Source organism: Methylobacterium sp. WL7 (assembly GCF_008040085.1).
Classification (GTDB): domain Bacteria; phylum Pseudomonadota; class Alphaproteobacteria; order Rhizobiales; family Beijerinckiaceae; genus Methylobacterium; species Methylobacterium mesophilicum.
Map to the genome: position 1 here is coordinate 1 of NZ_VRVG01000101.1, position 20357 is coordinate 20357.

The 20357-nt window shown below is 70.2% G+C and carries 22 protein-coding genes, 1 pseudogene and 1 riboswitch; of the genes and pseudogenes, 14 read left to right on the forward strand and 9 right to left on the reverse strand.

Annotated features, from left to right (window positions below; genetic code table 11):
• The first annotated feature begins 3 nt into the window (after window positions 1–3).
• The 3 genes from FV233_RS21260 to crcB all read left to right on the forward strand — a co-directional run bounded on the left by FV233_RS21260 (window position 4) and on the right by crcB (window position 2590).
• Window positions 4–1293, forward strand: a complete 1290-nt coding sequence (locus FV233_RS21260) for a BatD family protein (RefSeq protein ID WP_147898696.1) — start codon at window positions 4–6, stop codon at window positions 1291–1293.
• A 172-nt stretch (window positions 1294–1465) separates the two neighbouring features.
• On the forward strand, window positions 1466–1975 hold the full coding sequence (locus tag FV233_RS21265) for a hypothetical protein (protein WP_147857879.1): 510 nt from the start codon (window positions 1466–1468) through the stop codon (window positions 1973–1975).
• Window positions 1976–2037: 62 nt separating this feature from the next.
• A riboswitch (Fluoride riboswitch) is annotated at window positions 2038–2111 on the forward strand.
• An 89-nt stretch (window positions 2112–2200) separates the two neighbouring features.
• The gene (gene crcB, locus FV233_RS21270) at window positions 2201–2590 is read left to right on the forward strand and encodes a fluoride efflux transporter CrcB (protein WP_147856154.1); all 390 of its coding nucleotides are present in this window, start codon (window positions 2201–2203) and stop codon (window positions 2588–2590) included.
• A 121-nt stretch (window positions 2591–2711) separates the two neighbouring features.
• On the opposite strand, the gene FV233_RS21275 is transcribed toward crcB, so the two are convergent.
• The gene (locus FV233_RS21275; protein WP_058190745.1) at window positions 2712–3542 is read right to left on the reverse strand and encodes a pyruvate, water dikinase regulatory protein; all 831 of its coding nucleotides are present in this window, start codon (window positions 3540–3542) and stop codon (window positions 2712–2714) included.
• A 466-nt stretch (window positions 3543–4008) separates the two neighbouring features.
• Here FV233_RS21275 and FV233_RS21280 point away from each other — a divergent pair, with 466 nt between their 5' ends.
• The 3 genes from FV233_RS21280 (at window position 4009) to FV233_RS21290 (ending at window position 6004) form a co-directional block, all read left to right on the forward strand.
• Window positions 4009–5154, forward strand: coding sequence for a uroporphyrinogen decarboxylase (locus FV233_RS21280; RefSeq protein ID WP_147898687.1), 1146 nt, complete (start codon window positions 4009–4011; stop codon window positions 5152–5154).
• Window positions 5155–5159: 5 nt separating this feature from the next.
• Entirely contained in the window at window positions 5160–5591 is a 432-nt protein-coding gene (gene hemJ / locus FV233_RS21285) for a protoporphyrinogen oxidase HemJ (RefSeq protein ID WP_147898688.1), read from the forward strand.
• A gap of 68 nt (window positions 5592–5659) precedes the next feature.
• Window positions 5660–6004 (forward strand): lysozyme inhibitor LprI family protein, encoded by a 345-nt coding sequence (locus FV233_RS21290; RefSeq protein WP_147898689.1) that lies wholly within the window; start codon window positions 5660–5662, stop codon window positions 6002–6004.
• Window positions 6005–6012: 8 nt separating this feature from the next.
• Here FV233_RS21290 and FV233_RS21295 read toward each other — a convergent pair whose 3' ends face one another.
• Entirely contained in the window at window positions 6013–6633 is a 621-nt protein-coding gene (locus FV233_RS21295) for a hypothetical protein (RefSeq protein WP_147898690.1), read from the reverse strand.
• Window positions 6634–6926: 293 nt separating this feature from the next.
• Here FV233_RS21295 and FV233_RS30525 point away from each other — a divergent pair, with 293 nt between their 5' ends.
• A complete protein-coding gene (locus FV233_RS30525; protein ID WP_187278192.1) occupies window positions 6927–7094 on the forward strand; it encodes a hypothetical protein in 168 nt (55 codons plus the stop codon).
• Between the two features lie 228 nt (window positions 7095–7322).
• Here FV233_RS30525 and hisG read toward each other — a convergent pair whose 3' ends face one another.
• The 5 genes from hisG to FV233_RS21320 form a co-directional block, all read right to left on the reverse strand.
• A complete protein-coding gene (gene hisG / locus FV233_RS21300) occupies window positions 7323–8315 on the reverse strand; it encodes an ATP phosphoribosyltransferase (RefSeq protein ID WP_147898691.1) in 993 nt (330 codons plus the stop codon).
• The gene (locus tag FV233_RS21305) at window positions 8312–9454 is read right to left on the reverse strand and encodes an ATP phosphoribosyltransferase regulatory subunit (RefSeq protein ID WP_147898692.1); all 1143 of its coding nucleotides are present in this window, start codon (window positions 9452–9454) and stop codon (window positions 8312–8314) included. The genes hisG and FV233_RS21305 overlap by 4 nt, the downstream gene beginning before the upstream one ends.
• A gap of 118 nt (window positions 9455–9572) precedes the next feature.
• Complete coding sequence (locus FV233_RS21310; RefSeq protein ID WP_147898693.1) at window positions 9573–9815, reverse strand: hypothetical protein; 243 nt, start codon at window positions 9813–9815, stop codon at window positions 9573–9575.
• 204 nt (window positions 9816–10019) lie between these two features.
• On the reverse strand, window positions 10020–11570 hold the full coding sequence (gene hisS / locus FV233_RS21315; RefSeq protein WP_147855827.1) for a histidine--tRNA ligase: 1551 nt from the start codon (window positions 11568–11570) through the stop codon (window positions 10020–10022).
• 334 nt (window positions 11571–11904) lie between these two features.
• On the reverse strand, window positions 11905–12408 hold the full coding sequence (locus FV233_RS21320) for a DUF3429 domain-containing protein (RefSeq protein WP_147855826.1): 504 nt from the start codon (window positions 12406–12408) through the stop codon (window positions 11905–11907).
• A 551-nt stretch (window positions 12409–12959) separates the two neighbouring features.
• Here FV233_RS21320 and rho point away from each other — a divergent pair.
• The 6 genes from rho to FV233_RS21350 all read left to right on the forward strand — a co-directional run bounded on the left by rho (window position 12960) and on the right by FV233_RS21350 (window position 17978).
• On the forward strand, window positions 12960–14342 hold the full coding sequence (rho, locus tag FV233_RS21325) for a transcription termination factor Rho (protein WP_238260805.1): 1383 nt from the start codon (window positions 12960–12962) through the stop codon (window positions 14340–14342).
• Between the two features lie 226 nt (window positions 14343–14568).
• Window positions 14569–15180 carry a Maf family nucleotide pyrophosphatase gene (locus FV233_RS21330; RefSeq protein WP_147855825.1) on the forward strand — a complete coding sequence of 204 codons (612 nt, stop codon included), beginning with the start codon at window positions 14569–14571 and terminating at the stop codon, window positions 15178–15180.
• A 76-nt stretch (window positions 15181–15256) separates the two neighbouring features.
• Window positions 15257–16228 (forward strand): cation diffusion facilitator family transporter, encoded by a 972-nt coding sequence (locus tag FV233_RS21335; protein WP_147898694.1) that lies wholly within the window; start codon window positions 15257–15259, stop codon window positions 16226–16228.
• Window positions 16225–17076, forward strand: coding sequence for a shikimate dehydrogenase (locus FV233_RS21340; RefSeq protein ID WP_147898695.1), 852 nt, complete (start codon window positions 16225–16227; stop codon window positions 17074–17076). Before FV233_RS21335 ends, FV233_RS21340 begins: the two co-directional genes overlap by 4 nt.
• Entirely contained in the window at window positions 17073–17702 is a 630-nt protein-coding gene (coaE, locus tag FV233_RS21345; RefSeq protein WP_147853817.1) for a dephospho-CoA kinase, read from the forward strand. The genes FV233_RS21340 and coaE overlap by 4 nt, the downstream gene beginning before the upstream one ends.
• Window positions 17703–17759: 57 nt before the next feature.
• Window positions 17760–17978: a hypothetical protein gene (locus tag FV233_RS21350; protein ID WP_147853816.1), complete on the forward strand. Its 219-nt coding sequence runs from the start codon at window positions 17760–17762 to the stop codon at window positions 17976–17978.
• A gap of 8 nt (window positions 17979–17986) precedes the next feature.
• On the opposite strand, the gene FV233_RS21355 is transcribed toward FV233_RS21350, so the two are convergent.
• Both FV233_RS21355 and FV233_RS21360 read right to left on the reverse strand, forming a co-directional pair.
• Entirely contained in the window at window positions 17987–18859 is an 873-nt protein-coding gene (locus tag FV233_RS21355; RefSeq protein WP_187277654.1) for an alpha/beta hydrolase, read from the reverse strand.
• A complete protein-coding gene (locus FV233_RS21360; protein WP_147853815.1) occupies window positions 18838–19740 on the reverse strand; it encodes a YihY/virulence factor BrkB family protein in 903 nt (300 codons plus the stop codon). The genes FV233_RS21355 and FV233_RS21360 overlap by 22 nt, the downstream gene beginning before the upstream one ends.
• A 196-nt stretch (window positions 19741–19936) precedes the next feature.
• Between FV233_RS21360 and FV233_RS21365 the strand changes: the two are divergent.
• Window positions 19937–20357, forward strand: a pseudogene (locus FV233_RS21365) (hypothetical protein); the annotation flags it as partial.

Here is a 20357-nt window from a genome sequence, read left to right on the forward strand (position 1 = left end):
CTGCTGCGCAGGGTACCCTCCCCCGCAGAGGGGGGAGGGAAGGCGCGTGCCTGGTCTCTGGCCGTCATCCTCCTCCTCGCCCCCCTCCCGGCGCACGCCGAGATCGAACCCGGCGACCTGACCCTCACGGTCAATGCGGAGTTCAACGGCAACAGCCCGCCGTTCGCCCGCGAGATGGTGCTGTTGAAGATCCACGGGGTCTACAAGCAGCCGATCCTGCTGGAGGAGGTGGTCCAGCCCACCCTCGCCAACTTCTCCTGGACGCAGCTCGGCCGCGACCGCTGGAGCAAGACCAAGCTTCCGGACGGGCAGAGCGCCATCGCGTTCGACCGCACCGTGGCGGTGTTCCCCCACCACGCGGGCGAGTTCGTCATCGAGCCCTTCACCCACAAGCTGACGGTCAACGATGTCGGCGAGCGGCGGATCGTCGAGGTGCGCTCGACGCCGATCCCGTTCCCGGTGGCGGCCTGGACCGCCGCCGGCGGAGGCCCGGACGTCAAGGAACCCTGGTGGCTGCCCGCCCGCGACGTGGCGGTCACCGATTCCTGGAGCCCGGACCCCGAGACCGTGAAGCTCGGCGAGACCACCCGGCGGATCGTCACCCTGGAGGTCCAGGGCATGGTCGCCGAGGGCCTGCCGCCCCGGCCGGTGATGCGCACCCGGGGCATCCTCACCTTCGCGGGCCCGGTCACCCGCGAGACCCTGCTGACGCCCTCCGGGCCTGTGGCCCGGGCGACCTACCAGTGGGACGTGCGGCCCGGCGTGTCCGAGGTGATCCCCCTCGACGCCATCGCGATCCCGTGGTTCGACACCAACACCCGCACCATGCGCGAGGCCGAGATCCCGGCCCGGCAGATCGGCGGCGGCCTGCCCGACCGGGAGGGCGACCGGGCGCCGCCCCCGGTGCCGTCGCCGCTGGTCGCGGCCGCCGCGGCGCTCGCGGCCTTCGGGCTCGGGCTGGCTCTGATCGGTTACGGCGCGGGTCGGCCGCGCCTGCGCCTGTCCGGCACCGCCCGCCGGGCCCTGAACCGGGCCGCCCGCGCGGGCGATCCGGCCGGGTTCCGCGCCGCCCTGGAGGCCGCCCGCCGGGAGGCGCCGGAACTCGCCCGGACCTGGCAGGCCCGGCCCGATCTGGCGGCCCGTCTCGCCGACCTCGACCGGGCGGTGTTCGGCACCGCGGGTGCCCCCGTCCCGGACCTGCCCGCCCTGGCCCGCGCTCTGTCGCGGCCCGAGTTTTCGGCGGCTACGCCCGGTCCGGAGCGGCTGGCTCCGCTCGACGGGCCGGCGGCCTGATCCGGGCTCCGGCGGCCCCTGCATAGCTTCTGAGCAAGTACTATTCCTGGGCAACGGCTCAAGTTCTGAGCACGCATCAATGTTTTGCACCGTCTTGCGGGACCTGATTTCGCTTCGTAGTCTTCGCGACCACAACAAAAAAGACTTGATTCGAAACAACAGGGAGGACGCCATGACACGCGCCAACGACGTCAAGGACCGGTTCCGCGCCCGGCTGCAGGATGCCGACGCCCGCAGCAACGACTTCCGCCGGAAGCTGCTGGAGGAGGGCAACCGCGCCCTCGAGCCGGTGGTCGGCGTCCTGAACCTGATGGCCGAGGTGCTGAACGAGGAGGACAACGTCCACGGCAGCATCACCGGCCTCGAGGCCAAGATCGATCAGGACAACTTCATCAGCCTGTGCGCCAAGCTGCGCGGCACCGACACCGAGCAGAAGATCAAGATCAAGTACGGCCCCGAACTCGGCGGCAGCAACTATATCTCGGTCTCGGGCCTGAACCAGCGCTACAACGAGCGCCTGGTCCCGGGCGCGGCCGGGGCCGCCCTCGGCCGCAGCGTCGGCAGCGACATCCATCTGGACGAGCACCGCGGGACCGAGCTGGCCGAGGTGGTCCGCGAGGTCGTCGAGGATTTCTACGCCGCCCAGATCGAGCAGCGCAGCCACTTCGCCGCCGTGCAGTAGCCCGACCCGTGATCCTGCGGCGGGGAGCCGGATTCCCCTCGGCCCCGTCCTCGGCTAAGCCTGCCCGGGATGGGGATGGGGCTCCCCGATAACCGCCCGGCCGTCGCCAGGCCGGGCTGATGGCTCCTACCGCACGGGCGGCTCCGGACGTCCGCGGTGGGGCCGTGCGCCCGACGCCGCGACGCGGACGTGACGGCGCCGCCCGACCGAACAGGAAGGGCCGGCATGATCAACACCCTCATCGTCATCCTCGGGGCCGGACTCGGCGGCGGCGCCCGCCACGGGGTCAACGTCGCGGTCGCCCGGCTACTGCCGGGCTTCGGGTTTCCCCTCGCCACGATCGTCATCAACGTGCTCGGCTCGTTCCTGATGGGCGTGCTGGCCGAGAGCTTCGCCCTGCGCGGCGCGGCCGGGCACCCGGCGCGGCTGTTCCTGACCACCGGGGTGCTGGGCGGCTTCACCACGTTCTCGACCTTCTCGCTGGACGCGATCAGCCTGTACGAGCGCGGCCATCTGGCCGCGGCCGCCCTCTACGTGACGGTCTCGGTGGCGGCCGGATTGCTCGGCTTGCTGGCCGGCATCGCCCTGATGCGGACGGTTCTCAGCGGCGGCTGAAAATGGTCATGGTTTCAAAAGGTCTTCGACCTTGTGCGGGTCCGGGGCAGAGCCCTGGTATCTCGGGGCTCCGCCCCAATCCCCGCCAAAGGGCTGAGCCCTTTGGGAACCCGGACTTGCCTCAGTCGGCGATGAACTTCAGGCGGTGGTCGCGGTAGAGGTCGACGATCGCCGCGGCGGTCTCCTCGATCGAGCGGCGGGTCACGTCGATGGTCGGCCAGCGGTTCTTGGTGAACAGCCGGCGCGACATGGTGATCTCGTCGGCCACCGCCGAGCGGTCGACATACATCGAGGATTCGTCGGCGTTCAGGCTCGACAGCCGGTTCTGGCGGATCTGCACGATCCGCTCGGGCGAGGCGAACAGCCCGACCACCAGGGGCTTGCGGGCCCGCTCGATCGCCGGCGGCAGCGGCATGCCGGGCACCAGCGGCAGGTTCGTGGTCTTGAGCCCGCGGTTGGCGAGGTAGATCGAGGTCGGCGTCTTCGAGGTCCGGCTGACCCCGAGCAGGATCACGTCGGCATCCTCCAGGTCCTCGGGCAGGTTGCCGTCGTCGTGGGCCAGCGTGAAGTTCATCGCGTCGATGCGCTTGAAATACTCCGCGTTGAGCATGTGCTGGGCACCCGGCCGGGCCGTGGTCTCGGCGCCGAGATAGGCGCGCAGCAGGTCGTGGACCGGGCGCAGCACCGACAGGCAGGGCGAGCCGGTCTCGCGGGCGACCTCCTCGAGCCGCTCGCCCAGGTCGCCGCCCACCAGGGTGTAGAGCACGAGGCCCGGCGCCGCCCGGATCTCCGAGATCACCCGGTCGAGCTGCGCCGCCGAGCGCACCAGCGGATAGACGTGCTCGATCGCCGAGACGCCCTCGTACTGCGCGGCCGCCGCCCGGCCGACGTTGATCAGCGTCTCGCCGGTGGAGTCGGACACGAGGTGAAGGTGGAAGTAGCTCCGGCCCATCGGGTCGCCTTCGTCTCGCCGGAGGCGTTATCCACTGCCGGCCGCCAGGGGAGTCGATGAGTGTGGATAGGATGCGGCTTCGGGCAGGTCCAGGGCGAAGGGGCCGCGCCTTATCGACTCCGCCGTTCACAGGTCCGCCATACGGACGCGCGGAATCCGGGCGCCTGGGAGAATCCGGGACGCAACGGGGGCGCGTACCGGACTCGGCGTTCGCAAGCCGCTGTTGGACTTGGCCGTTCTCGCAACATGGAGCGAATCCTTTAAAGCCTCGTTAACGGCGCGGCGGCGGGGACGGCCTGTGGACCCGCTTGCACCACCGTGTTGAGCCCCCCCAATAGAAAAAACAGAGTCCTAGAATCTCTCTTTTCTTTTCGAGAGGGGCCTGTGTGGGGATCCGGCGCGCCTCGACTCGACAGGACGGCCGCCGACGGGCATGCGGAATGACGGGGACGGAAAGGGAGCGACGATGACGGGGACGGAGCGCGGGTCCGGAGGCAAGTCCGAGCGGAAGGTGCTGCGCGTCCTCGAGAGCGAGGCGATCGGACCGCCCCCCGCCTGGATGATGCGCCAGGCCGGCCGCTACCTGCCGGAATACCGGGCGAGCCGGGCCGAGGCCGGGTCCTTCCTCGACCTCTGCTACAGCCCGGACTTCGCCGTCGAGGTGACCCTGCAGCCGATCCGCCGCTTCGGCTTCGACGCGGCGATCCTGTTCTCGGACATCCTGGTCGTCCCCCATGCGCTGGGCCAGGACGTGCGCTTCGTCGAGGGCGAGGGGCCGCGCCTCGATCCCCTGGACGGCCGCGACGCCTTCGGGCGGCTGCGCGAGGCCGGCGATCCGGCGATTTTTTCGCACTTGGCGCCGGTCTTCGAGACGGTGAAGCGGCTGCGCGCCGAACTGCCCGGCGAGACCACCCTGCTCGGCTTCTGCGGCGCGCCCTGGACCGTGGCGAGCTACATGATCGGCGGCCGCGGCACCCCGGACCTCGCCCCCGCCCGGGCGCTGGCCGAGGGCGACACCGCCTTGGTCGACACCCTGATCGACCGCCTCGTCACGGTGCAGACCGAATATCTCGTCCGCCAGCTCGAGGCGGGCGCCGACGCGGTTCAGATCTTCGAATCCCATGCCGGCACCCTCCCGCGCGCCGTGCCGGCCTCCGGGGATATCGTCGAGCCGGTGGGCGACGTGACCGAGAGCGCCCTGCCGGACGACGCGGGCCTCGACGCCCTGACCCGCTGGTCGCTCCGCCCGATTGCCCGGATGATCGCGGGCGTCCGTGCACGGGTGCCGCACGCCAAGATCATCGTGTTCGCCCGCGGCTCGGGCCTCGACGGCCATGGCCGGGTGGTGCCGGAGACCGGCGCCGACGCCGTGGGCGTCGACTGGGCGGTGGACCTGAAGGCCCTGCGCCGGCACGTGCCGGCCACGATGGTGACCCAGGGCAACCTGCATCCCGACACGCTGATCGCCGGCGGCGACGCCCTCGACGCCGCGGTCGACGCTGTGCTGGAGGCCACCGCCGGCCTGCCGCACATCTTCAACCTCGGCCACGGCATCACCCCGCAGACGCCGGTGGCCCATGTCGAGCGCATGCTCGCGCGGCTGCGCCGGTAGGGCCCGTGCTGTACGACTGGATCAAGGCCGGGCACGTCATCAGCCTGATCGCCTGGATGGCGGGCATGCTCTACCTGCCCCGGCTGTTCGTCTACCACGCCAGCCTGCCGCCGGGCTCGGAGGCGCAATCGGCGACCTTCAAGGTGATGGAGCGGCGCCTGCTCAAGGCGATCATGAACCCCGCCCTCATCGCCACCTGGTCGTTCGGGCTGGTGCTGGCCTGGATGAGCGGCTTCTACGCGAGCCCCTGGCTCCAGGCGAAGTTCCTGCTGGTGCTGGCGATGTCGGGCATCCACGGCTGGCTCGCCCGGATGGTCAAGGATTTCGCCGCCGACCGGAACACCCGCGGGCACAAGTTCTACCGGGTGCTCAACGAGGTGCCGACGCTCCTGCTGATCGGCATCGTCGTCCTGGCGGTGGTCAAGCCGGGCTTCTGATCCCGGGATCCGGGATCCGTCACGCCGACGGGGCCGGAGCCTTTCGCCGGCCGGGCCGTTGGGGGCCCATGACCAAGGTTTTCGCGCTCCTTCTGCCGCTGGCTCTTCTCGCCGCCGCCCCCGCCCGCGCCGCGAGCTTCGCCTGCGACAAGGCCGAGACCCCCGACGAGAGGGCGATCTGCGCCCATCTCCCGCTCAACGACATGGATGTCGAGATGGCGACCCGGTTCGCCATCCTGAAGGACGTCCTGCCGATGGGCGGCCAGACCAAGCTGCGCGACGACCAGGAGACCTGGCTCAAGGAGCGCCACGCCTGCGGCGCCGAAATCGCCTGCCTGCGCGGCCTCTACGAGACCCGGCTGAAAGTGCTGCGCGGCGTGCTGTCGGAATTTGCCAAGCAGGGGCCGCAGTAGACATACTCCTACTTTCGTGCAGTATATATATTCACGGGAATCAGAATATCAATTATTTTATAGCGAGTGACCTTCTTCCGCAAAAGAACGTCGTCCTTTCTATCTCTATGTTCGCCTAACGATAGGTAATAGTTTTTGTCTTTAATGTCTTTTTCAAAGACGATCCATTGGCCTGTAAGCTCCATTCGGTCACTACGATCACGATAAGCACCAATCGAAAGATCGTACGATAAAATGCCGGCGAAATCCTCGCCTTTAGATCCGATGCATTTTTTAATCGACTTGTTGAATGAATAATTGAGTTCGTTTCTGAGATTTTTTCCGATAAAATAAGGTTGAAAATGATGTTTATGCCAAAGACCAAGTAAGGGAGGCTTCTCAAACGGAGCTGTATCCTTCGTCCGGCTGGATCGCGGATCAGTCCCCTCCAATATACCGATCTCGTCGTAGATGAGATGAACGTGATAGAAACGTGCCACCATGTGGTAGGCAAGTTCGAACGCCAAGCCGAACGTGTAACGCCCGGTGCCCATTTTGAGATCGAGCCATTCGCAGACATCCTGAATGATCTCGGGGGTGACGATAACCTGTCCGCCCAGTTGCTGCGATCCCTCCTCCTCACTCGACATCTGACCTCCGGATATGGCAAGCGAGGTCAAGATCGGCGGATCTCGACTACGGCATGGATTTCGAGCATCTGCTGGGCCTACACACGGGTTTGCGCCGCGAGCCGCTCACGATCGCCGATATTGATCCTTTCATAGCCCGAGCGCTTGGTGCTCGGACGTGCCGTGTCTTCCTTTCTGCCCAAACAATCCGAAAACAGTTGCGGCGGCACGCAGACTTGCCGATCAGCGCCTATCGCTGCGCGGGGCCCTGTCTCAGACGGGGTTCATATCGCCAGGATAGCCCACGGTCGGCAGTGGTCCTGTACACGGACCAGAGCACCTTCGGTGAGCATTTCCGTGCTTACATCAAGGCGACGCAGGCCGGGCACGAACTCTATCTCGTCTCGTTCCTGATGATGCGCGAACGGGACCTCCGGCGAGAGCTGCGAAAGCCCTATCCGGTTCTTCAACCCGGATCCTGAAAACGCGAAAGGAGGCCGAAGCCTCCTGAAGCTGTGGGGCGGGGCCTGCCGGAACCCCGCATGGCGCTCCCGTCATCTGCAAAGACGACGGTGCTACGGCAGGCAGAATGTCACCGTGTCACCCACGCAGGAAAAGATACACCTCGGCGCGTGAATTTTCCAGTCGTCAGACCACGGGACGCGGGCGCGTGACGGGGTCGTGCCCGCCATTCGCCTGAGGGCCCTCCATCACAACCGCGCCAGCAGCCGCTCCGCCAGCGGGTTCTCGGCCGCGAAGGCGTAGTCGACCCGCCGAACCGTCACGGCCCGGGCGCCGGCCTCGACCAGGGCGCCGGCGAGCGCGAACACCGCGCCCTCGGGGCAGCGCATCACGATCTCGCCGTCGCCCCCGCGCGGGGCGCCGTAGGGCAATTCGGCCTCGTGCAGGCCCGCGATCGTGGCGAGGTCGATCGCGCCGCTCTCCGGCAGAGCGGCCCGGACCTCCCGGGTGGTGCGGGCGCGCTCCTCGGCGGCGATGCGGCCGAGCACAGTGCGCAAAGCCGTCCGCTGGTCCTCGCCCCAGGGGGCCTTCAGCGAGGCGACCAGGTTGGCCTCGGAGCGCAGGATGATGCCGTCGTCCAGCACCTTCAGGGCGTTGGCGCTGAGCGTCGCCCCCGTGGTGGTGATGTCGACCACGATCTCGGCGGAGCCGGCGGCCGGCGCGCCCTCGGTGGCGCCCAGGCTCTCGACGATCCGGTAATCGGCCACCCCCTTCTCGGCGAAGAACCGGCGGGTCAAGTTCACGTACTTGGTCGCGACCCGCAGGCGGCGGCCGTGCCGGGTGCGCATCAGCGCCGCGACCTCGTCGAGGTCGGACATCGCCCGCACGTCGATCCAGGCCTGGGGCACCGCCACCACCACGGTGGCGTTGCCGAAGCCGAGCGGGGTCAGGAGTTCGACCTGGCCGCGCACGTCCGGCAGGGTCTCGCGGATCAGGTCCTCGCCGGTCACCCCGAGATGGGCGGCCCCGGAGGCGAGCTGCGCGGCGATCTCCGAGGCCGAGAGGTAGCGCACCTCGACCCCCGGCACGCCGACGAGCTTGCCTCTATAGTCGCGGGCGCCGGCACCCTGGGCGAGCCGCAGGCCGGCCCGGCCGAAGAACGCGCTGGCGTTCTCCTGGAGGCGTCCCTTGGACGGGACGGCGAGGATCAGCGGCATGGCGCCCGAGTCCGAGGGGGTCATCGGCCGGCTCCCGCCACGCGCTCGACCCAGAAGGTGCAGCCCACCGCGGGCAGGGGCGCCGGGCTGCCGAGATGCCCGAGCAGGCCGTCGTAGCGGCCGCCGCCGACCAGCATCGGGCCGTCCCCCTCGTTCACCTCGAAGATGAAGCCGGTGTAGTAGTCGAGGTTGCGGGCGAAGCCGCCCTGGAAGCGGAACCGCTCGATCGGCAGGCCGCGCGCCGCGATGAAGCCGGTGCGCTCCTCGAACAGGTCGAGGGCGGCCGAAAGCGCGTCGTGGCGCAGGCCCGCGTCGGCGACCAGCGCCCGCAGGTCGCGCGCGGCGGCGTCCGGATGGCCGGCGATCGCCCGGTAGCGGTCGAGCACGGCGCGGTTCTCGGGGTTGAGGCCGGCCCCGCCATTGGCCTGCGCGGCCGCCTTGCCGAGGAAGCGCTCGGCGATCTCGCCGGCGCTGCGGCCGCCCACCGCCGAGATGCCCGCGATGGCGAGCACGTCCTCCACGAAGGCGCGCACGCCCCGCGGGTCCTGGCCCTGGATCGCGGCGAGAAGGCCGGCATGGGGATCCTCGGGCCGGGCGCCCTCGCCGCCGTTGGTGACGTCGTCGAGGGAGCGTCCGGCGGCGAGCGCCCGCAGGGTCCGGCGCTTGGCCGCCGGCGGCACCGCCAGCCCGTCGAGCAGGGCCACGGTCAGCCCCATGTCGCCGAGCCGCACCGCGGGGTCGGTCCGGCCGAACAGCGCGAGGCCCTCGAGCGCCAGCCCCAGCACCTCGGCATCGGCGGCCGGGGTGTCGGTGCGGCCGATCGATTCGATGCCGGCCTGGAAGAACTCGTCCGGCTCGTCGGCGGCGAGCCGGAAGACCGGGCCGCAATAGCTGTAATCGGCCGCCCGGCCGTCAGCCTGGGCCCGGTGCAGGCGGCAGACGGGAATCGTGAATTCCGGCCGCAGGCACAGCTCGGTCCCGGCCGCGTCCTGGGTGACGAAGATGCGCCGGCGGATGTCCTCGCCGGACAGTTCCAGGAACGGCTCCACCGGCTGCAGAACCGGCGGCGTCACCGGGTGGTAGCCGGCCGCACTCAGATGCGCGAGCAGGCGCGTCCGCGCCGCGTCGCCCGCCCCCGTTTCACCGGCCTCCGGTCGTGTCATCGTGTCCATCCTCGCGGGCGCTCTGTAGCAACCGCAATCGCGCTTGGCGACACGCACGCGCACCCTTCCGGCGCGACGGTGTACGCAGGCCTGCCCGGACGGAGCGGGGGGCGTTTCCTCAGAGTGGCCGGGTGCTGCCGAGCCGGGCGCCCCGCGGGCGTCGTCCGGGCTTGCGGCGGGTCAGCGCGGCCATGGCGGGGGCGCCCGCGATCCCGGCGCTGAGCACCGGAGCGCTGCCGGTCCCCGGGGTGGCGACTGCGGTGGCGCTCGGCAGCCGGTCTGGCACCGAGCGGCCCGCCCAGGCCGAGGCCGGGACAGCGAGCATCAGCGCGGCCGACAGGATCAAGGTCTTGGCCAGCATCCCGGGGTCTCCCAGCCGGCCCCGTCGCGGGTCCGACGTCGCAGATCCGACTGGAACCAACGCGGCCGGAGCCGCCGCGTTCGATGCCGTGCGCGGACCTAGAGCCGTACCCGACCACGGTGGGTCGGGCACGGCTCTAGGCTCTCGTTTTGACGCGCGCTCTTGCGACGAACCGGAACCACTTCGTCGGAGAGCGCTCCAGTCTCAGTCCTTGGGCGCCGGGAAGTGCCGGGCCAGCACGGCGCGGACCTGTGCCACCATGTCGGCCTCGGGGCAGGAGACCTGCGCCGGCCGCGCCGCCTTCCACTCGGCGTTGCTGCCGATGCTCTCGGCCGCCCGCGCGCCCTCGATCAGGTCCTTGATCTGGACCTCGCCGGCCAGGCGCTCGTTCGAGCCCTGGATGATCGCCGCCGGGGCGCGGCGCCGGTCGGCATACTTCATCTGCGCCTTCATGCCGGCGGCGCCGAGATAGAGCTCGGCCCGGATGCCGTCGGCCCGCAGCAGCGCGACCAGCCGCTGGTAATCGGCCATGTTCTCGCGGTCGAGGACCAGCACCACCACCGGGCCGGGGGTCTCGGTGCCGGCGAGCAGCGGGCTCTTCACCAGCTGCAGCGCCGAGAACAGCCGCGAGACGCCGATGGAGAAACCGGTGGCCGGCACCGGCTCGGCCCGGAACCGCCCGACCAGGCCGTCGTAGCGGCCGCCCCCGGCCACCGAGCCGAAGCGCACGGTCTGGCCGTCCTCGTTTGTGACCGGGAACGTCAGCTCGGCCTCGTAGACCGGGCCGGTGTAGTATTCGAGTCCGCGCACCACGCTCGGATCGGCGCGGATCACGTCGTGGCCGTAGCCGGCGGCGGCGCAGAGCCGCATGATCGCGTGCAACTCGGCGATGCCCTCGCGGCCGGTCTCGGACCCACCCACCGCCTCGTGCCAGCCGGCGAAAAACTTCTCCCAGAAGGCCATCTTGTCGGCGCCGTCGCCGGCATCGGCCTGGAACGACACGTAGGCCAGGATCCGGGACACCGCATCGGCGTCGAGGCCCGCGCCCTTGGTGAAGTCGCCGCTCTCGTCCTTGCGGCCGGCGCCCAGGAGGTCGCGCACGCCGTCGACGCCGAGCCGGTCGAGCTTGTCGATCGCCCGCAGGACGGTCAGGCGCTGGCCGGCCTTGTCTGGGCCGGCGAGCCCGATCGCTTCCATGACGCCGTCGAGCACTTTGCGGTTGTTGACCTTGACCACGTACTGGCCGCCGAGCCCGAGCCGGTCCAGCGTGTCGGCCATCAGCATGCAGGTCTCGGCATCGGCCGCGACGCTGCCGGCGCCGACGATGTCCGCATCGAACTGCATGAACTGGCGGAAGCGGCCGGGCCCCGGCTTCTCGTTGCGGAACACGAAGCCGGCCCGGTAGCTGCGGTAGGGTTTCGGCAGCGCGTCGTAGTTCTCGGCCACGAACCGGGCCAGCGGCGCGGTCAGGTCGTAGCGCAAGGAGAGCCAGGCCTCGTCGTCGTCCTGGAACGAGAACACGCCGGCGTTCGGGCGGTCGAGGTCGGGCAGGAACTTGCCGAGCGCCTCGGTATACTCGACGAACGGGGTCTCCAGGGCCTCGAAGCCGTAGAGCTCGAAGCTCTTGCGGATCGTTTCCAGCATCCGACCCTGCGCGGCGATCTCGTCGGCGCGGCGGTCGACGAAGCCGCGGGGCAGGCGGGGTTTCAGGATTTCGGCCCGGCTCTCGGCCTTCGCGGTTTCGGGCTTGGACATGTGAACGCGTTCGCTTCCCGCGGACCCGGAGCCCGGGTCCGGTGTGAGTCGTCCCCGGCGCGGCGGGGATCCTGGGGCCGGGCTCTAGAGCATGATGGGCGAAAGGGGAATTCGGTTTCCGGGGTCTGGCTTGGCCGCGCCGTCGCTGAAGGTGCAATGACGCGACGCAGCGGCCAGCCTTACGGATGACCGACTCACTCCCCAATCCTGAGATACGGCGAAGCCGCCTCGAACGAGGCCTCCAGTTGCCGCGCGATCCCTGGAGCCCTCCTTCGAGGCCTCCGCTTCGCTGCGTCGCCTCGGAATAAGGGGGAGGTGGATTTGAGAAGAACGATTAATACGGCGCCGTCAGCTTGATCCAGAGCAGGACCGCTAGGCTGATGACGGCGATCGGCATCTGCAGCGGGCGCAGGCGGGCATGGGCGAGCGGCACCTGCCCGGCGCGCGCCGCGATCGGATCCAGGATCCCGATGGCCGCGTAGCCCAGGATCAGCATGGCCAGCGCCGGCACCGCCTTGCCCATCACGGCCGAGAACAGGCTGAACAGGCCGAGCCCGTACAGGATCAGCATCGTCACGATCTGCGCGAGATGCGGACCGCCCTCGGTGCGGAAGCTGACGCCCCGGTGGACGCCGGCCAGGAACAGCAGGATCGAGGCGGCGTACAGCAGGGTGAACAGGGCCACCAGGTAATCGAGGGGTTGGCCGTTCAGCCACCAGGTCGCGGCGGCGCCGGCCGCGATCGGCACCATCGGGCCGAAGCCGAAGACGATGTCGAGCCACGGGATCCGGCGCGGCTCGTGCGCGGTGATGGTGCGTCCGGTAGCGTCGTCGCGCATGTCGGTGGGGCCGGGCTCTCGGGTTGACGGTTTGCTGCGCTGCGGCGCCGGGACGGGGAACGGCCCCGCGGGAACGCGGTTCCGTGCAGAGCGCATTAGCGCCGCCGCGCCGGATTCGCGAGGTCCGGCGTGCGCAGAGGTGTTCAACGGATCGTGGCGGGGGGCGTAGGTTTCCGAGGGACGCCGTGGGTTTGAGAACAGGGCGCGTCTCCCTGGCCCCTCTGCGGGGGCGGGGATGCGCGGGAGGCCATGACGCCCCACTCCGCGACGATGCGGGCCCGTCGTCACCGCTCGCGCGTGCGTCAGACCAGCCCCGATCCATCAGCCCCTTGAGTGCAGTGGAAAAACGCGTTACTTTTGCTCTGCCCTCATCACAAGGTCAGCGCCGTAGCGCGCCCGTGAGCCGCGAGGGTCCTGCCGTACACGGTCCAGCCAAGACGATCTTCGGGCCCCTCGCTGTTCCAGCGCGGCCCGCTCTCCGGCGCCCGTCCCCCGGGTTGCTTGGCGCAGAACCGGCCCTCCCACCTTCTCCGTCGGTTGCAAGACACCCCATGACGCCACATCCCGACGCCTTCGCCGACCCCCTGGTCGATCCCGAGACCGCGGACCCGGCCGACGCGCCCGCCACCCAAGGAGCCGGTCAAGGGACCGTCGCCGCCCTCGAGGGTGTGCGCGAGGTCAAGCTGTTCGATCTCAAGGCCAAGACGCCGACCGACCTGACCGCTTTCGCCGAGGAGGTCGAGGTCGAGAACGCCTCGACCATGCGCAAGCAGGAGTTGATGTTCGCGATCCTGAAGCAGCTCGCTGCCAAGGAGGTCGAGATCATCGGCGCCGGCACCGTCGAGGTGCTGCAGGACGGCTTCGGCTTCCTGCGCTCGAACGACTCGAACTACCTGCCGGGCCCGGACGACATCTACATCTCGCCGACCCAGATCCGGCGCTTCGGCCTGCGCACCGGCGACACCGTCGAGGGCCCGATCCGCGGCCCCAAGGACGGCGAGCGCTACTTCGCGCTCCTGAAGGTCAACACGATCAACTTCGAGAACCCGGAGAAGATCAAGCACAAGGTCCATTTCGACAACCTGACGCCGCTGTTCCCGACCCAGCGCTTCAAGCTCGAACTGGACAACCCGCCCAAGAAGGATTTCAGCCCTCGGATCATCGACATCGTCGCCCCGATCGGCAAGGGCCAGCGCGCCCTGATCGTGGCGCCGCCGCGCACCGGCAAGACCGTGCTGATGCAGAACATCGCGCAGTCGATCACCATCAACCACCCGGAATGCTACCTCATCGTGCTGCTCATCGACGAGCGCCCCGAGGAGGTCACCGACATGATCCGCTCGGTGAAGGGCGAGGTCATCGCCTCGACCTTCGACGAGCCGGCCACCCGCCACGTGCAGGTCGCCGAGATGGTGATCGAGAAGGCCAAGCGCCTGGTGGAGCACGGCCGCGACGTCGTCATCCTGCTCGATTCGATCACCCGGCTCGGCCGCGCCTACAACACCGTGGTGCCGTCCTCCGGCAAGGTGCTGACCGGCGGCGTCGACGCCAACGCCCTGCAGCGGCCCAAGCGCTTCTTCGGCGCCGCCCGTAACATCGAGGAGGGCGGCTCGCTCTCGATCATCGCCACCGCGCTCATCGACACCGGCTCGCGCATGGACGAGGTGATCTTCGAGGAGTTCAAGGGCACCGGCAACTCGGAGATCATCCTGGACCGCAAGGTCTCGGACAAGCGCATCTTCCCGGCGATCGACATCACCCGCTCGGGCACCCGCAAGGAGGAGCTGCTGGTCCCGCCGGACGCCCTCAAGAAGACCTACGTGCTGCGCCGCATCCTCAACCCGATGGGCGTCACCGACGCGATCGAGTTCCTCATGGACAAGCTGCGCCAGACCAAGAGCAACAGCGACTTCTTCGACTCGATGAACACCTGACCGGGTCGGGGCCGGATTCGAGGGCTCCGCCTCCGAAACCCGCCGAAGGGCCCGGCCCTTTGGAAACTCAGGGTCGCGTTGACCTTCTCCTAACCGGCCGCTGCCATTGTCGGCCCCGGGAGCCAGGTTGCGTATCGGCTCCGCGACAGCCCCGCCGGCCGGTTCATCCCGGCGGCGGGGCTCGTCGCAGCCTTGCTTCGCAAGCGCGATCCGTGACACTGGCGCGATGCCCCGCTCGCCCTGGCTCCGTCCGGACCCGCTCCTCCTCGCCTCCACCAGCCCGACCCGACGCCTCCTGCTGGAGAGCGCGGCGCTTCCGGTGGAGACCGCGTCCCCCGGCATCGACGAGCGCGCGGTCGAGGCGTCGAGCCAGGACCTGTCGCCGCCCGAGCTCGCCCTGCGCCTCGCCCGCGCCAAGGCCGACGCGGTGGCCGCCCGCCATCCCGGCCGGGTCGTCCTCGGCGCCGACCAGGTGCTCGAACTCGACGGCACGGTCTTCCACAAGCCCCGGGATGCCGCGGAGGCCCGGGCCCAACTCGCCCGCCTGGCCGGCCACACCCACGCCCTGCATTCCGCGGTGGCGCTGGCCGGCGCCCTCGACGACGCCTTCGTGGAGACCGCCCGGCTGACGATCCGCCCCCTCGATGCCCGGGCGATCGCCGCCTATGTGGACTGTGCCGGCGAGGACAGGGTCCGCGCCAGCGTCGGCGGCTACCAGCTGGAAGGACCGGGCATCCACCTGTTCGAATCGGTCGCCGGCGATCACAGCACGGTGCTGGGACTGCCGCTGCTGCCGTTGCTCACGCGCTTGCGTGACGCCGGCTACCTGGACTTCTAGACAGGGTTTCAAAGGGCTCAGCCCATTGGCAGGGCTCCGCCCTGCACCCGCAAAAGGTCCCGGACCTTTTGAAACCATGATCCAACGGAGCACCGTCTTGGCCGGGCACGATCATTCCCACGGATCCCATTCCCATGGGGGGCACGGCGGCCATGGCGGCCACGCCCACGCGCCGAAGAATTTCGGGCCGGCCTTCGCGATCGGCATCGTGCTCAACACCGGTTTCGTGGTGGTCGAGGCGGCCTACGGCTATCTCAGCAACTCGATGTCCCTGGTGGCCGATGCCGGCCACAACCTCTCGGACGTGCTGGGCCTGGCCGCCGCCTGGATCGCCGCCATCCTGGTGCGCCGCCGGGCCAGCGCCCGGTTCACCTATGGCTATCGCGGCTCGTCGATCCTGGCGGCCCTGTTCAACGCGGTGTTCCTGCTGATCGCCATGGGGGCGGTGATCTGGGAGGCCCTGGTCCGGCTGGTCCATCCCGAGCCGGTAGTGGGCTCCATCGTGATGGTGGTGGCCGCCATCGGGATCCTGATCAACGGCGTCACCGCCTGGCTGTTCGCCAGCGGCGCCAAGGGCGACATCAACATCCGCGGCGCGTTCCTGCACATGGTGGCCGACGCGGCGGTCTCGGCAGGCGTCGTGATCGCCGGCCTGGTGATCCAGCTCACCGGGCTCAGTTGGCTCGACCCCGCGGTCAGCCTCGCCATCGCGGGCCTCGTGGTCTGGGCGACCTGGGGGCTCCTGCGCGACAGCGTGGCGATGTCGCTGGATGCGGTGCCGCCGGAGATCTCCCCGGAGGCGGTGACCGGCTTCCTGCGCGAGCGTCCCGGGGTGGTCGACCTCCACGACCTGCACATCTGGCCGATGAGCACCACCAGCGTCGCCCTCACGGTCCACCTGGTGATCGCCGAGGACCACCCGGGCAACGGCTTCCTCAACGAGACCGCTGAGGGCCTGCGCAGCCGCTTCGGCATCGGCCACGCGACCCTGCAGATCGAGGCGGCCGGCGGCCCGGCCTGCCGGCTCGCCGAGGCGTGCGCCGCGTGAGCGCGGCCCCGATTCCCCGGGCCTTCGTGGTCGGACACCCGATCGCGCATTCGCGCTCGCCGCTGATCCACGGCTATTGGCTGAGCCAGCACGGCATCCCGGGCTCCTACGAGCGCTTGGACGTCGCCCCGGCGGCGTTTCCCGACTTCCTCCGGGCGCTGCCGGAATCCGGCTTCCGGGGCGGCAACGTCACGATCCCCCACAAGGAGGCGGCCTTCGCGCTGGCCGACACCCTGACGCCGCGGGCGAAAACGATCGGCGCGGTGAACACCCTGGTGGTCGAGCCCGACGGCCGGATCCGCGGCGACAACACCGACGCGCCGGGCTTCTGCGCCCACCTCGACCACAGCCTCGGCGCCGGATGGCCGGAGCGGGCCGGCGGCACGGCCGTGGTGCTGGGTGCCGGCGGCGCGGCCCGGGCGATCGTGGTCGGGCTGGCCGAGAACGGTGTCCGCCGGATCCTGATCGCCAACCGCACCCGCACCCGCGCCGAGACCCTCGCGGCCCTGGCCCCGGGGATCGGCGCGGCGCTCGATTGGAACGACCTGCCCGATGCGCTCGCCGGGGCGGGACTCGTCGTCAACACCACCTCGCTCGGCATGAAGGGCCAGCCGCCCCTCGACCTCGACCTCACCCCGCTGCCGGCGACCGCCGCGGTGGCCGACATCGTCTATGCCCCCCTGGAGACGGACCTGCTGGCGGCGGCGCGGCGGCGCGGTCTCGCGGCGGTGGACGGGCTCGGCATGCTGCTGCACCAGGCGGTGCCGGGCTTCGAGGCCTGGTTCGGCCTGCGCCCGGCCGTCACCCGGGGCCTGCGCGACCGGATCGTGGCGGATCTTTCCGGATGACAAAGGACCGCCCCGTCATCCTCGGCCTGACCGGCTCGATCGGCATGGGCAAGTCGGCCACCGCCAAGATGTTTTCGGCGCTCGGCGTGCCGGTCCACGATGCCGACGCCGCCGTCCACGCCCTCTACGGTCCGGGCGGCGAGGCTGCCGCGGCGATCGGGGCCGCCTTTCCCGGCGTGCTCGACCCGCAGGGCGGCGTCGACCGCGCCCGCCTGCGCGACGCGGTGCTCGGCGATCCCGACCGGATGGCGGCGCTCGAACGCATCGTCCACCCGTTGGTCCGGGCGGCCAGCACGGCGTTCCTGGCCCGGCACGCGGACGCGCCGCTGGTCGTCCTCGACATCCCGCTCCTCTACGAGACCGGCGGCGAGACCCGCTGCGACGCGGTCGCGGTGGTCAGCGCGCCCCCCGAGGTGCAACGCGCCCGGGTGCTGGCCCGTCCCGGCATGACCGAGGCGGCCTTCACGGCGATCCTGGCCAAGCAGATGCCGGATGCCGAGAAGCGAGCCCGGGCCGACTTTGTGATCGACACGAGCCGGGGTTTTTGCGCCGCCGAGGCCGAGGTGGCGCGGATCGTGGCCGTGCTGACGGAGCGCGGTGCGTCGGGACACCCGGCCCACGGGTGACGCGGCCGCGCGACGGCATAGCTCTCGATCGGTGGTCCGGTGGCGGGATGGATGACGATGCGGTGTCTCGAAGGGATCAGCCGGGCCACGGCAGGCCGCACCCTCATAGCCAAGGCCCTGATCGCACTGCTGCTCGCCGCCGTCCCGGCCCAGGCGCAAGTTGCCGGCGCCTGCCCGCCCCCGAAAAAACTCGCGGCCGGCGCCTGCGTCACCGCCTGTCCGGGCGGGTACGAGGATCGCGGGCGCGAGTGCGTCTACCGCAACCAGTCCCGCTGACGGTTACGTCACACCCACCCGATCCGCCCGAAAAACCCGGCGATCTCGGCCGCGGCCCGGTCGGGATCCTCCCGATGGGGGAAGTGGCCGACGCCCGGGAACGGCGCCAGGTCGAGGTCCGAGAACGTCTCGCCCAGGCGGTCGGTCCAGGCGAAGGGGAAGATCGGGTCGTGCTCCGCCCAGCGCACGCAGGTCGGCACCGTGATCGGCGGCAGGGTCGGGGCCTCGCCCTTCAGCATCGCGATCCGGCCGGCATGGGCGGCCCGGTAATGTGCGAACCCGCCCGCGAGGTTGCCGGGCTTCATGTAGGCGTCCGCGAAGGCGTCCAGAACGGGATCGAACGCATCCTTGCGGTGCGACCAGTGCCGCAGGAAGTGGCCGATATAGGCGGCGCAGCTTGCCCGGCTGGCACCCACCAGCGTCACCGCCAGGTCCATCTGGTTGAAGGACTGGTACCAGATCTCGCTGAGCCGGTCCGGGGCGCCGAGGCGGGGGCCGATCCCGGGATAGACGAAGTCGAACAGGAACAGGCCGGCGCACCGCTCCGGATGAGCCCGGGCCAGCGCCTGGATCACCGCGCCGCCGACATCGTGGCCGACGATGCCGGCGCGGTCGATGCCGAGCGCATCGAGCAGCGCCGCCATGTCGGCCGCCTGCTCCGGCGGTCCGAAGGCGCCCTCGGGCTTGTCGCTGTCGCCGAAGCCGCGCAGGTCCGGGGCGATCAGGGTGTGGCGCGCCCTGAGCCGCGCCATCACGGGCTCCCAGGTCATCCAGAATTCCGGCCAGCCGTGGAGCAGCAGCAGCGGGGTGCCCGTGCCGCAGCGCGCGACGTGCAGGTCCGCGCCGTTCACGCGAACGGTCAGGTGCTCGATGCCGTCCATCGTCCCTCCATCTCGGCGCGGCGCGCCAGCATCTTCGCCTGCAGCCGGCTGCGCCGGGCGGCGATCACCGTGCCGTTGATCTCGCCGCCGAACAGGAACATGGCGGCCAGCCAGTACAGGAACACCAGGAACACCATCGCGGTGGCCAGGCCCCCGTAGGTGGACGCGTAGGCGTTCGAGAAGCGGTCGAGATAATAGCCGAAGCCGAGGCCGGCGAAGAACCACAGGACCAGCGTCACCCCGATTCCCGGCAGCACCGACAGGATCGAGCGCCGGCCGGCGGCGACGAACTTGTGGGCGATGATCAGCACCACCGCCAGCAGCAGGGCGGTGACGCCGATCCGCCCGATCGCCACCGTGAGGCTCAGGGGCTCCAGCCCCGGCGCGACCAGCACGACGTTGCGCCAGATCAGCGGGCCCAGCACCACGAGCAGCGCGAAGGCCAGCATCGCGAAGGCGCCGCAGATCACGTAGCCGATCGATTCGAGCCGGGTCAGCCACCAGGGCCGGCTCTCCCGCAACCCGTAGGCCCGGTTCAGGCCGACCCGCAGGCTCTCGACGCCCGAGGACGAGAAGTACAGGGCGAACAGGGCGCCCAGCGTCAGCACGCCGCTGCGCTGCTCGGTGAGCACCCGGTGGACCTCGCCGACGATCGGCTTGGCGATCTCCCGGGGCCACGCGTCGAAGATCAGGACGCCGGCCTCGTCGGCGAGCGACTGCGTGCCGAACAGGCCGGCCAGCGCCGCCAGCAGGATCAGGAACGGGAACAGGGAGGTCAGGGTCGAGAGCGCGATGTGGCTGGCGATCGCCCATCCGTCATGGGAGACGAAGCGCTGCGCCGCGAGGCCCGCGACCTGAAATCCGTTGCGGAGTGCGTTCACGGGTGTCCAACGATCCTCGTGGCCGGGCCGCCGATGAAGGACGCCCGGGCCGGCCCGTCAACGCCGCCGGACCGGTCCCGTTCGCGGCCTGGGAAAGCGGGTCTCGGTGCCTCCCGTGCGGGTCCGATCGGTTCACGGCACCCGACAGGTCTGATTTCTGTTGCGCCCGGCTTACCCGATGCGCCTTGATACAGCCATGCTTACGTCCGCTCCACGTCCGGCGCTCGCCGCCGGCGCCCTGCCGGTCCTGTTCGTCCCGATCTGGGCGACCGGCTTCATCTCCGCCCGGGCGGTGATCCCGCACGCCGATCCGCTGGGCTTCACGGCGGTCCGGTTCACCGGGGTCGCCCTGCTGCTGGCGCTGATCGCGGTGGCGTCCCGGGTGCGCTGGCCCGGGACCCGGGCGGGCTGGCGCGATCCGATGGTGGCCGGCTTCCTGATGCAGGGGATCTACCTGTCGGGGGTGTTCTGGGCGGTGAGCCGGGGGCTGCCCTCTGGCTCGGGCTCGCCTGGGCGATCCTGGTCAACTCGGTGGCCGGGATCCTGCTGCTCCTGGCGCTGATCCGGCGGGGCGCGGTGGCGGGCGTCGCCGCCCTGTTCTTCCTGGTGCCGCCGGT

What these genes read in the sequence shown, in the direction of transcription:
- FV233_RS21305 (WP_147898692.1), bottom strand. Translation starts at nt 9,454, where the DNA reads ATGACACGACCGGAGGCCGGTGAAACGGGGGCGGGCGACGCGGCGCGG.
- hisS (WP_147855827.1), bottom strand. Translation starts at nt 11,570, where the DNA reads ATGTCCAAGCCCGAAACCGCGAAGGCCGAGAGCCGGGCCGAAATCCTG.
- coaE (WP_147853817.1), top strand. Translation starts at nt 17,073, where the DNA reads ATGACAAAGGACCGCCCCGTCATCCTCGGCCTGACCGGCTCGATCGGC.
- FV233_RS21280 (WP_147898687.1), top strand. Translation starts at nt 4,009, where the DNA reads ATGACGGGGACGGAGCGCGGGTCCGGAGGCAAGTCCGAGCGGAAGGTG.
- crcB (WP_147856154.1), top strand. Translation starts at nt 2,201, where the DNA reads ATGATCAACACCCTCATCGTCATCCTCGGGGCCGGACTCGGCGGCGGC.
- FV233_RS21295 (WP_147898690.1), bottom strand. Translation starts at nt 6,633, where the DNA reads ATGTCGAGTGAGGAGGAGGGATCGCAGCAACTGGGCGGACAGGTTATC.
- FV233_RS21335 (WP_147898694.1), top strand. Translation starts at nt 15,257, where the DNA reads ATGATCCAACGGAGCACCGTCTTGGCCGGGCACGATCATTCCCACGGA.
- FV233_RS21355 (WP_187277654.1), bottom strand. Translation starts at nt 18,859, where the DNA reads ATGGACGGCATCGAGCACCTGACCGTTCGCGTGAACGGCGCGGACCTG.
- hisG (WP_147898691.1), bottom strand. Translation starts at nt 8,315, where the DNA reads ATGACCCCCTCGGACTCGGGCGCCATGCCGCTGATCCTCGCCGTCCCG.
- FV233_RS21265 (WP_147857879.1), top strand. Translation starts at nt 1,466, where the DNA reads ATGACACGCGCCAACGACGTCAAGGACCGGTTCCGCGCCCGGCTGCAG.
- FV233_RS21350 (WP_147853816.1), top strand. Translation starts at nt 17,760, where the DNA reads ATGCGGTGTCTCGAAGGGATCAGCCGGGCCACGGCAGGCCGCACCCTC.
- FV233_RS21330 (WP_147855825.1), top strand. Translation starts at nt 14,569, where the DNA reads ATGCCCCGCTCGCCCTGGCTCCGTCCGGACCCGCTCCTCCTCGCCTCC.
- FV233_RS21290 (WP_147898689.1), top strand. Translation starts at nt 5,660, where the DNA reads ATGACCAAGGTTTTCGCGCTCCTTCTGCCGCTGGCTCTTCTCGCCGCC.
- FV233_RS21275 (WP_058190745.1), bottom strand. Translation starts at nt 3,542, where the DNA reads ATGGGCCGGAGCTACTTCCACCTTCACCTCGTGTCCGACTCCACCGGC.
- rho (WP_238260805.1), top strand. Translation starts at nt 12,960, where the DNA reads ATGACGCCACATCCCGACGCCTTCGCCGACCCCCTGGTCGATCCCGAG.
- FV233_RS21320 (WP_147855826.1), bottom strand. Translation starts at nt 12,408, where the DNA reads ATGCGCGACGACGCTACCGGACGCACCATCACCGCGCACGAGCCGCGC.
- FV233_RS21310 (WP_147898693.1), bottom strand. Translation starts at nt 9,815, where the DNA reads ATGCTGGCCAAGACCTTGATCCTGTCGGCCGCGCTGATGCTCGCTGTC.